Source organism: Scytonema sp. UIC 10036, from assembly GCF_009725235.1.
In genome coordinates this window covers 66716-82403 of the sequence record NZ_WJFC01000037.1, presented here as the reverse complement: position 1 = coordinate 82403, position 15688 = coordinate 66716, and the positions used below count along the sequence as shown (strand labels likewise).

General features: G+C 39.4%; 15 protein-coding genes and 3 pseudogenes. 8 read left to right on the top strand and 10 right to left on the bottom strand.

The features are described from left to right. Positions 1–72: 72 nt before the first annotated feature. Together F7734_RS18965 and F7734_RS18960 are read right to left on the bottom strand one after the other, a co-directional pair. The gene (locus F7734_RS18965; RefSeq protein ID WP_155746130.1) at positions 73–744 is read right to left on the bottom strand and encodes a response regulator transcription factor; all 672 of its coding nucleotides are present in this window, start codon (positions 742–744) and stop codon (positions 73–75) included. 27 nt (positions 745–771) lie between these two features. Next, positions 772–1434: a hypothetical protein gene (locus tag F7734_RS18960; RefSeq protein ID WP_155746129.1), complete on the bottom strand. Its 663-nt coding sequence runs from the start codon at positions 1432–1434 to the stop codon at positions 772–774. A gap of 699 nt (positions 1435–2133) precedes the next feature. On the opposite strand from F7734_RS18960, the gene F7734_RS18955 reads away from it, so the two are divergent. The 3 genes from F7734_RS18955 to F7734_RS18945 all read left to right on the top strand — a co-directional run bounded on the left by F7734_RS18955 (position 2134) and on the right by F7734_RS18945 (position 6086). Then, positions 2134–4026, top strand: coding sequence for a lipoxygenase family protein (locus F7734_RS18955; protein ID WP_155746128.1), 1893 nt, complete (start codon positions 2134–2136; stop codon positions 4024–4026). Positions 4027–4100: 74 nt separating this feature from the next. Further along, on the top strand, positions 4101–5447 hold the full coding sequence (locus F7734_RS18950; protein ID WP_155746127.1) for a cytochrome P450: 1347 nt from the start codon (positions 4101–4103) through the stop codon (positions 5445–5447). A gap of 75 nt (positions 5448–5522) precedes the next feature. Then, positions 5523–6086, top strand: coding sequence for a hypothetical protein (locus F7734_RS18945; RefSeq protein WP_155746126.1), 564 nt, complete (start codon positions 5523–5525; stop codon positions 6084–6086). 105 nt (positions 6087–6191) lie between these two features. On the opposite strand, the gene F7734_RS18940 is transcribed toward F7734_RS18945, so the two are convergent. From F7734_RS18940 to F7734_RS65380, 3 genes are all read right to left on the bottom strand, one after another. Next, positions 6192–6911 carry a hypothetical protein gene (locus tag F7734_RS18940; protein WP_166481993.1) on the bottom strand — a complete coding sequence of 240 codons (720 nt, stop codon included), beginning with the start codon at positions 6909–6911 and terminating at the stop codon, positions 6192–6194. 645 nt (positions 6912–7556) lie between these two features. Continuing rightward, a complete protein-coding gene (locus F7734_RS65385) occupies positions 7557–7688 on the bottom strand; it encodes a hypothetical protein (protein ID WP_279239736.1) in 132 nt (43 codons plus the stop codon). Positions 7689–7818: 130 nt separating this feature from the next. After that, positions 7819–7941: a hypothetical protein gene (locus F7734_RS65380; RefSeq protein WP_279239735.1), complete on the bottom strand. Its 123-nt coding sequence runs from the start codon at positions 7939–7941 to the stop codon at positions 7819–7821. Positions 7942–8295: 354 nt separating this feature from the next. Here F7734_RS65380 and F7734_RS18930 point away from each other — a divergent pair. Then, a pseudogene (locus F7734_RS18930) lies at positions 8296–8631 on the top strand (Na+ dependent nucleoside transporter N-terminal domain-containing protein); the annotation flags it as partial. Between the two features lie 79 nt (positions 8632–8710). Beyond that, positions 8711–9460: an IS982 family transposase gene (locus F7734_RS18925; RefSeq protein ID WP_243146962.1), complete on the top strand. Its 750-nt coding sequence runs from the start codon at positions 8711–8713 to the stop codon at positions 9458–9460. A 261-nt stretch (positions 9461–9721) separates the two neighbouring features. Here F7734_RS18925 and F7734_RS18920 read toward each other — a convergent pair whose 3' ends face one another. Then, complete coding sequence (locus tag F7734_RS18920) at positions 9722–9904, bottom strand: hypothetical protein (protein WP_155746125.1); 183 nt, start codon at positions 9902–9904, stop codon at positions 9722–9724. After that, the gene (locus F7734_RS18915) at positions 9894–10184 is read right to left on the bottom strand and encodes a nucleotidyltransferase family protein (RefSeq protein WP_155746124.1); all 291 of its coding nucleotides are present in this window, start codon (positions 10182–10184) and stop codon (positions 9894–9896) included. The genes F7734_RS18920 and F7734_RS18915 overlap by 11 nt, the downstream gene beginning before the upstream one ends. 524 nt (positions 10185–10708) lie before the next feature. On the opposite strand from F7734_RS18915, the gene F7734_RS18910 reads away from it, so the two are divergent. Then, positions 10709–11461, top strand: a complete 753-nt coding sequence (locus F7734_RS18910; RefSeq protein WP_243146961.1) for a carbonic anhydrase — start codon at positions 10709–10711, stop codon at positions 11459–11461. A gap of 48 nt (positions 11462–11509) precedes the next feature. Here the strand turns inward: F7734_RS18910 and F7734_RS63610 are convergent. Next, positions 11510–11710 (bottom strand): annotated as a pseudogene (locus tag F7734_RS63610) (tRNA-dihydrouridine synthase family protein); the annotation flags it as partial. Positions 11711–12129: 419 nt separating this feature from the next. Between F7734_RS63610 and F7734_RS18905 the strand changes: the two are divergent. Then, on the top strand, positions 12130–12621 hold the full coding sequence (locus F7734_RS18905; protein WP_155746123.1) for an Hsp20/alpha crystallin family protein: 492 nt from the start codon (positions 12130–12132) through the stop codon (positions 12619–12621). A gap of 103 nt (positions 12622–12724) precedes the next feature. Here the strand turns inward: F7734_RS18905 and F7734_RS18900 are convergent, their stop codons facing one another. Further along, the gene (locus F7734_RS18900; protein ID WP_166481992.1) at positions 12725–13240 is read right to left on the bottom strand and encodes a hypothetical protein; all 516 of its coding nucleotides are present in this window, start codon (positions 13238–13240) and stop codon (positions 12725–12727) included. Positions 13241–13452: 212 nt separating this feature from the next. Here F7734_RS18900 and F7734_RS18895 point away from each other — a divergent pair, with 212 nt between their 5' ends. Further along, a complete protein-coding gene (locus F7734_RS18895) occupies positions 13453–14955 on the top strand; it encodes a glycosyl hydrolase family 57 (RefSeq protein WP_155746122.1) in 1503 nt (500 codons plus the stop codon). A 230-nt stretch (positions 14956–15185) separates the two neighbouring features. Here the strand turns inward: F7734_RS18895 and F7734_RS18890 are convergent. Then, positions 15186–15614, bottom strand: a pseudogene (locus tag F7734_RS18890) (transposase); the annotation flags it as partial. Between the last annotated feature and the right edge of the window lie 74 nt (positions 15615–15688).

Genomic DNA, 15688 nt, shown 5'->3' with positions numbered 1-15688 from the left:
AACTAACAACTAACAACTAACAACTAACAACTAACAACTAACAACTAACAACTAACAACTAACAACTAACAACTAATCAATTAAACCCTCCTCTCTAGCCCGGATTTCTGTTTGAATTCGTAAATTTTTACCTGCATCTGGGTACACTTCCAGAGCATCCTGAATTTTTGTCCAATAATACCTGACTGTTCGTTCGGAAAAATTCATCCTCTCAGCGATCGCAGTATCCTGCAAACCTTCTTTAAACGCCAGTCGCAGCACTTCCAACCATTCCGGTTTGACTTCTAACCCGGAACGCATCTCTCTTGGAGTGTAAATTAACCCTTTTAATGCCCAATCAACTTTGGTTAACATTTCATCCATTGGCAAGCTTTTATCCGCTACTGTAAAACCACCTTCATGAAGACTGATAGTAGGTTTGAGTCGCACCAAAGAACGGGGATAGGCACTTTGTACTACAATATTCAAATTGGAATATAACTGCATTAACGTTTTGAGTAGTTGAATCCCAGTCTCAGTTTGAGCAGTTTTTCCCCTAGTTTCTGGTATTGCTAAATCAACCATCACTAAGTCCAGTTTGATACCAGCCGCCTTGCTCAGTGCTTCTTGTAAAGTTTGTGCTTGAACAATATCTGCTTCTGGGTACTGTTTTTTCAGTACATTAATAGTCGCAAATAGTACCAATTCTTGGTCATCAACTACCAAAATCTTTTGCTTGTTTTGCTGTGCGGTAGGTTGGGACATATATGGCTCCAAAGTTAAAGTTAGAAGTCATAATGGTTTTTGAACAATCGCCTCGCAATCAAGAGGATTGTTTATCTCTCTCGCAGCTACGTGCGAACGTGACCAACGAAAGTACCATGTGTCTGTACGATCTACTTGATGATGAAAGCATTCTCCAGATGTTAAAAATTTAAAAGCATGGCGGAGATAGTTGAACTCTGTTAAGTGAGAATTATAAGTTATTTCTGAGACCGTACAGTTTGTGACTTGAACCACGAGTTCATAGAGATTTCCTTGAGATCTTAGACTAACGAACAGCGATATAGGTGATGAACTTGGAATGTCCGATAACATGATTTGTAGTAATTCTTCCAAAGCCATAAAAATAACGTGGTTGTATTTTTCACGTTCTTGAGCCAGTTCTGTGGGTAGCTCTAATTCCAGATTTAATACTGAGATACGCAATTTCCATGATTCTAGTAGAGACCTGATTGCCAGTGGCAGGTTATCGTCTATATATGGTGGGGACAAATACTCACTGAGTTTCTTGAGAGAACTATGAAATTTTTCAATAGTTTCTAGGTAGGACTGATTTTGCTGCTGTTGATTTTCAGCGCGATCGCTCAGAGATAATTCTAGGTGACGACGTATAATAAATGACTTTTGCAATAATCCATCCCGAATTGCCTCTCCTTCCTGGTGCATTCTCATCCATTGCCTTCGGTGCCACCATAATAATGCTTTTTTTGTTTGGTACTGAGAATTCAGCAACAATATTGTAATAATGATACAAATGCTCGCTAGACTGACTGCAAAAATAACCATTACTATAAATTTTAAGAGAAGCTAATTTTTGATAACTGCATAAGTACAAATCTTTCATTCATACGATTAGGCAATAGATAATTATAGTGTAGTTTCTGTAAAGCTTACATAGATTGCAAGAATCAACAAAGCTCTTTGTACAAAAGTGCAAAGAGCTTTGTTAATAATGGTGTTAATTATTAGATTTTTGCAGAATCTTTTTGTCCCCTTAGACGAGAGTATCAGTATATACAACAATTCCTTGACAGCAATTTTGCCGGAATTATACTGGATTATAAGTCGGTAAATTTTCTCTACCTAAATTTTTTATCTTTTACATATTGTTACACGGGTTTGTCGATCCACGCTTGCCTATTTACAATAAACAAGGAATCAAACAAGGTGGTATTCCATTTTACAACTCAGTGGTGTAGAAGATCCGGAGTGAAAACTTACGGAACACATAAAATTTCTGTGAATGGGTAAGTGAAAAGATTTTGAAGTTGTGAAGGTTTCTAGACGACTGAATTAATTAAGAAAAAGTAAAGGAGGTCTGTTTTAAATTGAGTTCTGAAGTTCTCTTCAATTCACACTTAGGGAGTCTCCATGACTGCTTCATCACAAGATATTTCGATAAATGTCCCAAATCCAGATAACCTGGACATAGCTAGGCAAGAATACCAATATAACTATACCCATATCCCACCTTTGGCTATGGTTGATGTGCTGCCTCCAGCAGAAGACTTTGCCACTGGTTGGTACTTTTTGTTGGCGCAACAAGTAAGGGGTCTGTTTGTTAATACTCTAATTACTAACCGAGGCAATCGTGGTTCCGAGTCGATCCGTGATGATGTCAGATTGTTTATCCTCGAAGTACTGCTGAAAGGAGCAATACCTTTCCAAACCAACATTATTGTTAAAGTTTTACAAATTGTCCCTCAGATTTTAGCTCAAGGTATATCTCGAGATTTCAGAGAACTCGACGATCTGTTGTTTTCTATCCTGAAAGACAGCGGTATCACAATTCTTAAAGATTCTCTAAACAAAGTCATTGAGCTTTTATATGAAGGACAACCAACAGGACGCGCCACGAGTCTGAAGGATTACGAAAAGTTGTTCCCAGTACTTGGAGTACCCGCGATCGCAACAACGTTTCAAGAAGATGAAGTGTTTGCTTATACGCGAGTCGCTGGGTACAATCCTGTCATGATAAAGCGAGTCAGCAGTCCTGGCGATCGCTTTCCAGTTACAAATGAACATTATCAGGCGGTGATGGGAACTGACGATTCCCTAGCAGCAGCCGGAGAGGAAGGAAGGCTCTACTTAACAGACTATGAAATTTTAGAAGGTGCGATCGGCGGTACCTTCCCGTACTATCAAAAATATCTCTACGCTCCCTTAGCACTGTTTGCATTACCCAAAGGTTCTGACCCCACTCGTCTACTGCGCCCCATAGCCATTCAATGCGGTCAAACTCCCGGTCCAAATTACCCCATCGTAACCCCTAACTCCGGTAAGTACGCTTGGCTGTTTGCCAAAACCGTTGTGCAGATAGCAGATGCCAATGTCCACGAAGCGGTGACTCACCTAGCCAGAACACACCTATTTGTTGGTGCTTTTGTAGTTGCAACCCATCGGCAACTTCTGGGCACCCATCCTCTGAGCGTACTGCTGCGTCCTCATTTCGAGGGAACCTTAGCAATTAACGATGCAGCTCAACGAGCTTTGATTGCTCCTGGTGGTGGAGTCGATCGATTGCTTTCAGCGACCATTGATAACTCTCGCGTTTTAGCCGTGTACGGGTTGCAAAGTTACAGTTTCAACAATGCCATCCTACCAAAGCAATTTAAGCAGCGCGGCGTGGAGGATTCCAATCTGTTGCCCGTGTATCCTTACCGAGATGATGCATTATTGGTTTGGGATGCCATTCATCAATGGGTTTCAAGTTACCTAAACCTTTACTACACTACAGATGAGGACATTCAAAAAGACGCAGCCCTTCAAGCATGGGCAGCCGAAGCCAGATCTTACGATGGTGGTCGCGTATCCGATTTTGGTGAAGATGGAGGTATCAAGACACGAAAATATTTAGCTGATGCCGTTACGCTGATTATTTTCACAGCTAGCGCTCAACACGCTGCAGTTAACTTTCCCCAAAAAGGTTTGATGGGTTATGCACCAGCTGTACCACTCGCAGGTTATGCACCAGCCTCAACTCTGACCAAAGAAGTTACTGAAGAAGATTATCTCAAATTGCTCGCACCCCTGGATCAGGCACAAAGGCAATATAACTTGCTGGCTTTGCTGAGTGCTGTATACTATAACAGGCTAGGTGAATATCCGCAAGGATACTTTACAGATCCACAAGTACAACCTTTATTACAGGACTTTCAGAACAATCTCAAGCAGGTTGAAGCGATTATCAATCAGCGCAATCTGAAACGCCCAACCTATGATTATCTGTTGCCTTCCAAAATTCCTCAGAGCATTAATATTTAGCGCATAGGGGTTAGGGGTTAGGGGGTCAGGAGTTTGAAAATTTTACTGCCTAGTTAGGCATCAAAGGGAACATTATGGCAAACAAAGAGCAAATTCTCCAAGCTCACGAGCGCCAAATCTGGCTTTCAGGTATTCTCGCCAAAGTTGGTTATAACACTCCCATTGGCAAGTTTCTCCGCTTAGTCGCTTATTACATGGAAGCCTTTCTCTTGCTAAATGCATGGAGAGACTTTCTTTACATCCGTAGGGACAACATTGGAGAGAAATTTTTTGCGGTAGACCACGCGATTATGCACACCTCACACTCCAAGGTGAGGGAACTGATGCAAACCGAGCCTCAACTTAGGGGAAATGATTTAGGTATTATTAGAATATTAGCTCCTAGCTACCTGCTAAACAATCCACTTAGCTTGGGAATGAACGGTAACGAACATACAGGAGCGCGTGCCGTATTTTTGCAAGCTTTACCAGAACCAACAGAACACGCAGAAGTTTTGGGGTATTTGGTGGATCGATCCCTAGCAAAAGCTGCCATACAGGGACAAGTGCATATCGGCAATGATTTGCCAGGGATGTTGCTTGAGATTTTGCATCAACTTGTTTTCGAGATGCCATTATCCGAGACAGAAATTGCTGCATCCCGTAATTTCATTAAAGGGCTAGTACTTGCATCTTTGCCAAATTTTATTAGCCAGTACTTGCTTGCATTTAGAACCGCTCCTAACATCCAACATCGAAAGCGTTTAATTGAGCGATACAAACAATCTGCAAGATGGCAATCCTACTTGGAAACAGGTGCTCAGTATCAGTTGAACGCACACCAAGTGGCTAACAGTATTTTCGATATGATCCATATTGCTGGAACTGCAGGTACGAGTGCTCTTTTGGGATCTGTCATTGGTGTTCTGTGCCTAGACGAGACCTTAAGAAATGATGTAGTGTCTGAAGTGAATGCTGTATGGGATGGAACCGATACTCCTAGCGGATACGCTCTAGAACAGTTAACACTTCTTCATAAAGTGATTCTGGAAACAGCTCGTATGTATCCACCCGTGCGATTTGTCAGTCAACTGACAACTGAAGGGGGTGAAGTTGAGATTGGAGGACGGAGATGTCCATTCCAAAGAGGGACTCGTTTGCTCGGATCTATTCTCACAGCAAATCGGGATGCAAACAGGTACACCAATCCAGATAGTTTTGACGTTACACGAGATTTTTCAGATATCGTATCTTGGAACGGAGAAGGACATGAACGTGCGTGTCCCGGTAAATCCTTATCCATTGGCATAGTCAAAATGTTTTGTCTGTATCTGTTCAAAAAATATCAATGGGACTCCTTTACACAAGTCAAGTGGGATTTTGAAAAAGTGACTGCTGTTACTCCTAATGATTTAGTGCTGCAAGGATTTACTCATCGGTAAATGCTGTAACCCAACAATTTCATTAAATGTTGGGTTTCGTTCCTCAACCCAACCTACACAACAAGGAAACAGATAATGATTGGAGCGATCGCTCAAAAGCAACTCGACAACATTGCAACTTGGATGATACCCATCAAACAGACTAACTTACCAACAGTCTTAAGGGGCATATTCCATATGGATGGTAACCCACTTCCAGATGAGTGCATTACATTTTACAACTTAGAATGGGATACGCAAACCCGTTCCTTAGTTATACCTGTCTTTGGTCCAGTGCAATGGACTTTTCATAACTCGATTTTTGGATGGATATTACTTCGTTCTGCTGAATTATCTCAATTCAAGTACAAAATTCAGTTCGATGATGAAACCTTGCAGCAAGCGCAAATTATACCCTTTGCATTTGGGTTACCAATTCCAAAGTGGATCGTAGCGCTCACACTGTCTCAAGACAAAGACTCTAGCAATGGAGACACTTGGCAACGAAAGAACTTTTGGTTTGGAGGAATTTCACGAGCAGGCGAATATACACTTCGTAGGATTGTGGATGAAAATGGTCGTCATACTCCTGCTTTTAATAATATGCTTACCACGTCTCCAAACGAATGTTTGGTAATTACTAGAGACGAAAAAATTTAGTTGAGCTTAACTATACAAATGACCAATGACAAATAACCAATGACCAATGACAAATAACCAATGACCAATGACAAATGACCAATGACCAATGACCAAACCATCTATTTAACCTTGACTTTGTAAACTTTTCATCTCGTGTTGCACATCTAAAGCAATTTGCAATGCTTCATTTAACAACCGTCCGTGCTCGCTAGCTTGTTCGCTGACTTGCATTGCTGTTAATGTTGCCAAGTTATTGGCAAATAACTCCGATCTACTGATAATAAATTTTTTATTCTCTCTTAATATTTTTTCAGTTCTTAAGGCACGAACAAGATCGCTTCTTGTCAGAGCAAGTGCTTCAAGAACCTTTTGTCTTTCTTTTAAACTGACTCCCGGATTTCCTGCTGCTTCTATTTGGTCATTAATATCTATTGCTTTAATAACAGAGTTATATCTTTCCACATCATTTAAGAGAATTTTCAAGGAAGGAGTCATATTTTTTTCAACCAGCTTCAGCCTTTGCTTCCAAAAAAAGTACAAGAAAATTTGTCCGCTAGAACCAGCCAAAAAGCTCAATATAATTAATAGCAGCCAGGATGGTATTGCTACCCAAGTTGCAAAAAATCGGATAATCAGGTCAATGGCAACATAACTGCCCACTAATACGCTCAGTCCTATAAAAACTACAGTCGCTCCTTCAGCACCTTTGACGTTTTCTATAAATCTCTTGACTATTGCTTGAAGAGGATGGCTAATAATTATTAGTTCATCGTTTACGGGCAAGTTAGTTAATTTCTGTAGTTCTTTCCGACTAATCTCTAATCCTAGTAAATCATCAAGCACAGTTTTAATATCCTTGGAATATATACTTTTTTTACAATATTATATAACAGAAAAATTTATAAAATGTTTATAATATGCTTGTCTTGTTAAAGATTATTCATAAAAATCTCTTTTTGTCCATAAATTGAAATAGTTTTGCCTAAGTCAAGCATATTTTGTTACATTTGATTCTTTTTTCCGTGATTTCTGTTACAGATTTACCTAGGCAAGAACAGTCTTTCAGGATAAATCAGAGCTTACGTAATATAGATAAATCTATGTAAAAATTTGTAAAATATAGATTCAATATGCACTAATACCATTTTTCTATGAAGATACATATAAAGAACCCCACCGCCTATGGCACCTCCCCAAGGTATCGGGGAGGCTGGGAGGGGTAAAAATAATGTGCAGCTTCATAAAGAATTGGTATATAGGACTTCCATAGAAAAAATATCCCAAAATTTCTTGTGGTACGGAAGGTTCCCCCTGTTGTAGCACATCCCATCCCGTTATGGCGACTGCGAAGCTTCTAGCGTGTTGTCTTTACTTGCAGAAGCAATCATTTGTCCATTTGGGCTAAAAGCAACTCCTAGTATTAGCTTGAGTGCTCTTAATTTGAATTGCCTGATTTTTGGATTGCAGTTGGGCTTTATCCCATTGGAATCAGGTAAAAATGGCTGCTGTACTGACAAATGCGATCGCAATCACAGCAACAATGTTCAGTTCACGTACAGCTTCTAGTTCTTGCTGTCTGCGTTCTTCTTGTTCCTGGAGGTGGCGATCGCGTAATTCCAAACCTTACCGAGCAGTATTGTCAAGGGAATATTCTATAAATATCTCTACGATGTGCGACTCGCTGACAAATTAATGTCTGCGTCTCTTTGTCAATACTGATACCTATTCTCCAGTCACCCACGCCAATTTTCTACTTGTCAGCATATCCCTTCATTTTTTCCAAATACCCTAGTTCAAAACGATTCTCTGACTCAAGTTCCTGAAAAACAATTGGTTCGATCCGGGCTTGTATTTCTTCTGGTAAATCAGCCAAATCTTTTAAAAATTTGAGACAAATGCGAGATCCAATCCCCCTTAATCAGCAGGGCTAAGGGGGATGTGTGTAGCCCTTTTATAGGGTAGTATAAATTAGCACAAATAATTGTGATTGGAGGGCAACTACAAACGGAATCTAGAAATTTACGTTTCTTTACACAGGTTGATTTTTTGCTTGCTAACCTAGCTTGAAAATAGGGAGTAGGGTAGGCATTGCCCACCATTATCGAACGGTGCGGTAGCAGTACCACCCTACAAAAATTGGTGATTCTACAAAAAGATACAAATACCAAACAGCTTTTTGTGTATACTCTGTGACCAAGGTTAATAGCCCTGCATTTCTGGAGGCATAATGGAACGCGCAATTTCTGCCTTGGGACTATTCGTTTTTACTGGAATATCCTACGCCTTTTCTGTCAATCGCCGTGCTGTACGGTGGAGAACAGTGGCATGGGGGCTAGGGTTGGAGTTTGTATTTGCACTCTTGATTTTGAAAACTCCCAGTGGTTTGGCAGCGTTCAAGTCTTTAGGTGATGTTGTCAGCAGTTTTTTAGGATTTTCGGACGTGGGGGCAAAGTTTGTTTTTGGTGAGAGTTATAAAGATCACTTGTTCGCATTTCAAGTTTTGCCCACAATCATCTTTTTTTCTGCGTTCATTAGTGTCCTGTATCATTACGGGAAAATGCGCGGGGGAAATAATTACCTCTCATGCGTCAACCGACGACCTACTCAAAGCGATTGGACACCGTGAAGATATTCGGTGTCAGATGAGTGATGCAGAAATTATTACAACGGCTTTGGTTGCAGCAATATTTTTTCATGGGAATCATAGCAAGGCTTGCAGCTACATGAAAGACCATAACTTGATACCGAAAATGTTAGAAAAATCACGATTTAATCGACGATTACACAATGTTTCAATGTTACTCAACGATTTATTCCACCAAATAGGGATGATACTAAAAGAGAGTAATGATTGTACGGAGTATCTTTTAGACTCATTTCCTGTACCCTTGTGCGATAATATTCGCATATTTAATGTTAAGTTAATTAAGTCCGAGGAATACAGAGGTTACATAGCATCTAAAAAACGTTATTTTTATGGGGTTAGAGTCCAGTTATTAACGACAAAAAGCGGTATTCCTGTTGAATTTGTATTGATGCCCGGTAGTGCTTCTGATGTGCGTGCATTGAATGCTTTGCCATTGAATTTACCTGCGGGTAGTGAAGTATATGGTAATTCTGCGTATACTGATTATAATGCAGAGGACGATCTAGAAGAATCAAGCCAGATATCGTTGGAAGTAATGCGGAAAAAGAATTCTAAGCGTCAGGATGAGCCGTGGATTAAGTATATAAAACAATACACTAGACATTACATAGAAACAGTATTTAGTAGCATCACTTGCGTTTTCCCAAAATCTATTCATGCCGTCACATATAAAGGGTTTTTACTTAAGGTAGAAGCATGTATTTTTGCATTTACCTTGAATAAAGCGTTTGTTGAATCAGTCTAATATAATGCTTTAATTTCATTTAATACTTATATTTTTAGTTCGCCATTAATGTTGGTTGTGCGTGTCGCATCTGCACAGTTTTTTGTTAGCGCTCGCATGAATATCGCATGAATCTCCGGATACCTTGCACCCGGAAATTCATAACCCGCAACTTGGGTTAGTAGGCTAATTTTCAATTACAGTCGATAACTTTCCTTTAAAATCAAGGCTTACAGTCGCTTATAGTCAAGCATTTTATCCTTAATGCTGAATTGATATCAATCATGACTGTAATGAAAGCCCAGTAAGGATTACAAGCTGATTTTCACTAAAATTTAGCCCACTAAGCACGGAAGAGCCATTCTTCCTAAAATCTTCCAAAGACATCCCATCAACACGTTGCTGAATAGCAGCGATCGCTCCCACAATATCTTGAATCCGAAATTGCCATTGTCTAGAAGGCACGGATTATATCCTCAAGAACTGGTTCTCTAAAATTTTCTCGCAGAGCATCCAATGTACCCATATCTACAGGATATCCTAATAAATCTTCTAAATAAAGTCGCACTTCAATAAACTCAAATAATCCTACAGGACGATTAAATTCAACCAGTAGATCGATGTCACTACTAGGCTTGGCTTCATCCCGTGCAACTGAACCAAATAAATCTAGTGATTTCACACCCATTGCCTGCAACTGCTCTCGATGTGCGGCAATAATTTCCAAAACTCGCTCTCGCTTCATTTTATTTTTTAAGATATTCTAGTTGTAATTATACAAGCGAGAAAAACACACCATCTTTAATTTAAAACTGAGAAAGACCCAGAACTTATTGTAAATTTTTGTAAACTTTACTATTACAGTACAGAGAACCCTACTTAATTAATAAATGAAAAATTTGTAATATTTTATGGTAGGTACTTGTTACAAGCGACCATTTTTCTGCCTTCATCAGCGTCCTGTATCATTATGGAATTTTACAATGGATAATAACTGGTATTGCTTTGTGGAAATGTTAGTTTAATGTCATTGGTCACTGGTCACTGGTCACTGATAAAAAATAGAGATTAATTAAGTTGATTATATCTATATTTATCTAAATACAAATTTTTATGAATGAAGATGGCTTTAATCTTTTTTTCGTTTCAAACTATGTAGTAAGGGAATTGTATTTCAATAATGTACCATTCAGTTCCTGAAATAATCGGAGGGGTGCAAGTTCGCTGCGTCTTTACACACTGGTAGTTCACCTCTTATACTAAACATTAATGAAGTATCACAGCATTGATGAGCTTCTCAAGAACAATCAGGCTTGGGTTGCCGAAAAGCTAGCTCTAAACTCTACTTATTTTGAAGATTTAGCACTAGGACAAAAACCACCCTATCTCTACATTGGTTGTTCTGATAGTCGTTTGCCTTTAACGAATTTTACACGTACAGAACCTGGAGAATTATTTGTTCACCGTAATATTGCCAATCAAGTCTCTCTCACGGATATTAACTTTTTAGCTGTTCTTGAGTACGCAATACACCATCTTGAGGTCGAACACATTATTGTTTGCGGTCATTACGGTTGTGGTGGAATCAAAGCAGCCTTGGAAGGAAGAACAATAGGAATTCTTGATAATTGGGTGAATCCAATACGAGAACTCTATTTGCAAAAACAAGACGAAATTGATGCTTTATCCACAACAGAAGAACGGCTAAATCGTTTAGCGGAAATCAATGTGATGGCGCAGATAAAAAATTTGTACCAGACTTCAATCATGCGTAAGGCACTCCACGAACAAAAAGCACCACTCGTTCATGGTTGGGTGCTAGATATAGGTAGTGGGTTAATTAAAGATTTGCAAGTCTGTACCATACCATGGGAATTAAGCTCATCATGTGCGATCGCTTCCACAAGATCTCGAACCCGAAATTGCCACTTTCTCGAAGACACGGATTATATTCTCAAGGACGGATTCTCTAAAGTTTTCTCGCAGAGCGTCCAATGTACACAGATCTGCAGGATACCCTGATAAGTCAATCTCAAAATTGAATTTGTATAAAAATGTTAAGACGATCCGATTTTCGGTGATTGCTGCCAAAATATTACGATTGAGCCGTGAGGTCTCATTCACGCGGAAATATTCGGTGAAGAAGTAGTCAGGACTGCCGTAGTGGGCAATGACCTTCATAAACCAGAGGTTTGTTACATCCTGCATGGGGGCAAGAGCAGTAAGGGGTAGGTGTGAATGGAGCGGTTGGGGGAGCAATACCTCAGACATAAAGATTTGGGCGCTGGACAAAGCACTACTGTATCAAAAAATAGTGACTGAGGTGGAGGCAATAATTTCTAAAACTCGCTCTCGCTTCATTTTTTTCTTAAGACAGTCTAATTGTAATTAGACAAGCGAGAAAAACACCTATTATAAATATCGGTAAACTTTCCTGCTATAGTACGGAGAACCGTACTTAAGTGAGTCATGAAAAATTTATAATGATTTATTTACCTGCTTATATAAAAACACCATAGATAAAGGTGAGAAAAACACAACATCAGAAGTAGTGTTTTCTGTATTTTCATCTCGAAAGACCTTAGGCAATATATAAAGTGTCAGCAGTTAAAGGCTGCAAACAACTTTAAATTACACCAAACAAAATTGTAAAACATAGGTAGTTAGGAACGTACAGAGGTAAACAGTCTATGATGATTCGCTACTGGCAACCATTCAAAGAACTGGAAACTCTTCGCCGTCAAATGGATCAAGTATTTGACGAGTTAAGTTCACAAGCTGGCGATCCCTCCACCAATTCTTGGAATCCAGCTGTTGAATTAATTGATGCAGGTGATAATCTGATTTTCAGAGCGCTGCTTCCTGGTATTTCCGCTCAAGATATAGATGTACACGTAACACGTGACGCTATTTCTCTCAGTGGAGAACGTAAGCCCTTACACAATGGAAATAACGTCAATTCTTTGCACTCTGAATTCCGGTATGGCAAATTCCAAAGAGTTCTTAATTTGCCCTTCCCCGTACAGAATGACAAAGTGCAAGCTGACTACCGCGATGGTATTCTAACTCTTACGTTGCCTAAAGTTGAAGCAGTTCGCAATCGGGTTGTTAAGATTAACTTGGGAGAACTGCCTTCCTCTGGTGAGAGTAAAGCATTAGACACCAGCTCAAAAGTAGCTTAATTTAAAATCGAATAATTGAACTAAAAGAGATCGGAAATTTCCGATCTCTTTTAGTTTGTGTTACAGGGCGTGTTACTTTGTTATAGTAGTATTCTTATCTCCATCAACTATTCCCATCTTTCTCAATACTTTCACGCAGATCGAGAAATTGTTTTCCAGAATCTGTAATCATTACAAATTCTGAAAGATTGTTGCCTTCATAGGGAATATCGCGTATTCTTTCTACCTCTACATAACCAATATCCCGCAGGTGATAAAGTTCTCTTTCTAAACGCTCGGTCATTTTATACTGACCAAATTTACCCGCGTCAATCTTTTTTAGAGTTTCATACATTGATTTAGGCATTGATAATACCAGAAATTTGTCAGTTCTTGACTTAGCTGTAGTAATTTTCTTAGTTAGTGTACTGAGTTTTGCATCTATCTTACCCCTGTCAAAAGTGAGCGAAATAACCTCATCTAGACGGGGAATTAAAAAGAGTAGGATCGCGATAATAACGATCGCTATGAGCAGTTGTATAGAAGCTTGCCCGGAAATTAACATCATGAGCAAGACTGCTTCAAGAAAAGCAATACATGTAAACGCTGCCCACCATTTTGTTGAGTAATCATGAATCACATTTCTCTCCTAATAGGTTAGTAGTTAGTGGTTAGTGGTTAGTGGTTAGTGGTTAGTAGTCAAATAACAACTAACAACTCACAACTAACCACTAACTACTAACAAGCACATAAGCTTAACATGATTAAATATTTTTTCAGTTAATCGCGAACGTTTTTGTTTTGAGTCACAATAGAAAGTGTTGCAAAAACCACAGTATACGGGACAGTCTCATGCCAATAACAGCTGCATCTGCAAATTTGCCAATTTTGGAAGAATTAAGAGCAGGATTACCAAATATTTGTGGTTGGGAGTCGGAAATTAGCTCAGTTTTTCAAAAGAATGAACCTGTATTTTTAAAGACTACAAATATCCGCTTGGAAAATATTGCATCGGGATTTGCTTGCGCCCTTCATATGCACCAACCTACTATCCCTGCAGGTAGTAACGGCGAACTTATTAGCAATCTCCAGTATATGTTTGAACACCCTCATGAAGGAGATAACCATAATGCAGAACCTTTTGCTTGGTGCTACAAGCGCATGGGAGATTTTATTCCTCAATTGATTGAGGAAGGTTGCAACCCTAGGATTATGCTTGACTATTCGGGTAATCTGTTATGGGGATTGCGACAAATGGGAAGAGATGATGTTCTCAACAACCTCAAGCGGATCACCTGCGATCGCCAATACCAGCCTTACGTGGAGTGGCTTGGAACAATGTGGAGCCATGCTGTTGTTCCCTCTACCCCTATTCCCGATATTAAACTTCACATTCAAGCATGGCAACATCACTTTGCAGCCATTTTTGGCTATGATGCCTTAGCGCGAGTGAAAGGTTTTTCGCCTCCTGAAATGCACTTGCCAAACCATCCAGACACGCTGTTTGAGTATATTAAAGCGTTGAAAGAGTGCGGATATCGCTGGTTGATGGTGCAGGAACATTCCGTAGAACGTTTGGATGGTTCGGGGCTGAACCATGATGATAAATATGTTCCCAATCGTTTGGTTGCTCGTAATTCTCACGGCGAGACGATTGATATTACTGTATTAATTAAAACGAAAGGTTCGGATACAAAATTAGTGGCGCAGATGCAGCCATATTTTGAGGCAAAAGGTAGAAATCAGCAACCAATTGGAAATAGAACATTTCCTTCTTTAGTGACTCAAATTGCTGATGGGGAAAATGGGGGCGTGATGATGAATGAATACCCCCGTGACGTGTTTAGGGTGTATCACGAAATTCGCGATTCGGGAGGAAATGACTCAGGGACAGTTGCACTCAACGGAACTGAATATTTAGAATTGATTGAGGCAGCAGGTGCTAATCCAGATGATTATCCAACTTGTCAAGCTGTACAGCAACACAAAATTTGGCAGCGTGTCAATCCAGATAATGTTACACCAGAAGCAGTAGAAAATGCGATCTCATTAGTTAAAGAAACAGATTCTCAGTTTCATATGGATGGTGCCTCTTGGACGAATCATTTAAGTTGGATTCAAGGTTACGAAAATGTTTTAGATCCGATGAAGAAGTTGAGTGTTTTATTTCATGAAAAATACGACTCACTCGTACAACAACATCCTTCATTGACTCAAAGTCCTGATTATCAAAGAGCATTGCTGTACAACTTATTGTTACAGACAAGTTGTTTTCGTTACTGGGGACAAGGCACTTGGACTGACTATGCTCGCGAACTTTATCGCCGTGGTGAAGAATTGCTCAAATCTCATTGACCTCTCCCCTATCTGAAGAAAGGGGATTCTAAGCAGTTGTTGTTCCGGGGGCTAAAAGTGCCCCTTCACAACATCTTTTTCTATAACTTTTTTTCAGATTCCTGAACAAGTCATAGCGCTTTGGAAGGGTCAAAACTTCCCTAACTATCTTGACTAAGTTTAAACCTAGTTGTATAGCTACTTTCTTTAAAATATTGGCCAAAACGACAAAACTATTACTGCTTTATACTCTAACAGGTGAAGATTTGAACTTTTTTAAAAGACTGAAATTTGAGATTTAGCAAGCGATTAAGCTTTGACTGCTGTTCTGTATTGGCTGTATGAATGCAGTTTGATATAGCAGCTTTAAAATCGGAAAAGTGTTCATAGTATTTAGAATACAAGCATTCTTTTCTAATGAATTTCCCAAAACGTTCTATTAGATTCAACTGTAATGAGTACGAAGGTAAATAATACAGAGCTATACCCAATTCTTTTGCATAGCCCTGCACCAAATTGCACTTTTGGGCTCGAGCATTATCAAGTACGACTGCTATTGGTACATTCAGACCTAACGATGAGAGTTTCAAAAACAATTAACAAATACTTTCTGAGTTAATATAAGTTTCATTAGTCACGGTTATTATTTCTTTGGTGACTGCATTAACAGCACCTAAGACAAGGCTTCGTCCATTTTTGCACTAATGGATGGGGATGATGAAATCTTTCATAATGAAGCTTCTCAACATCTTCT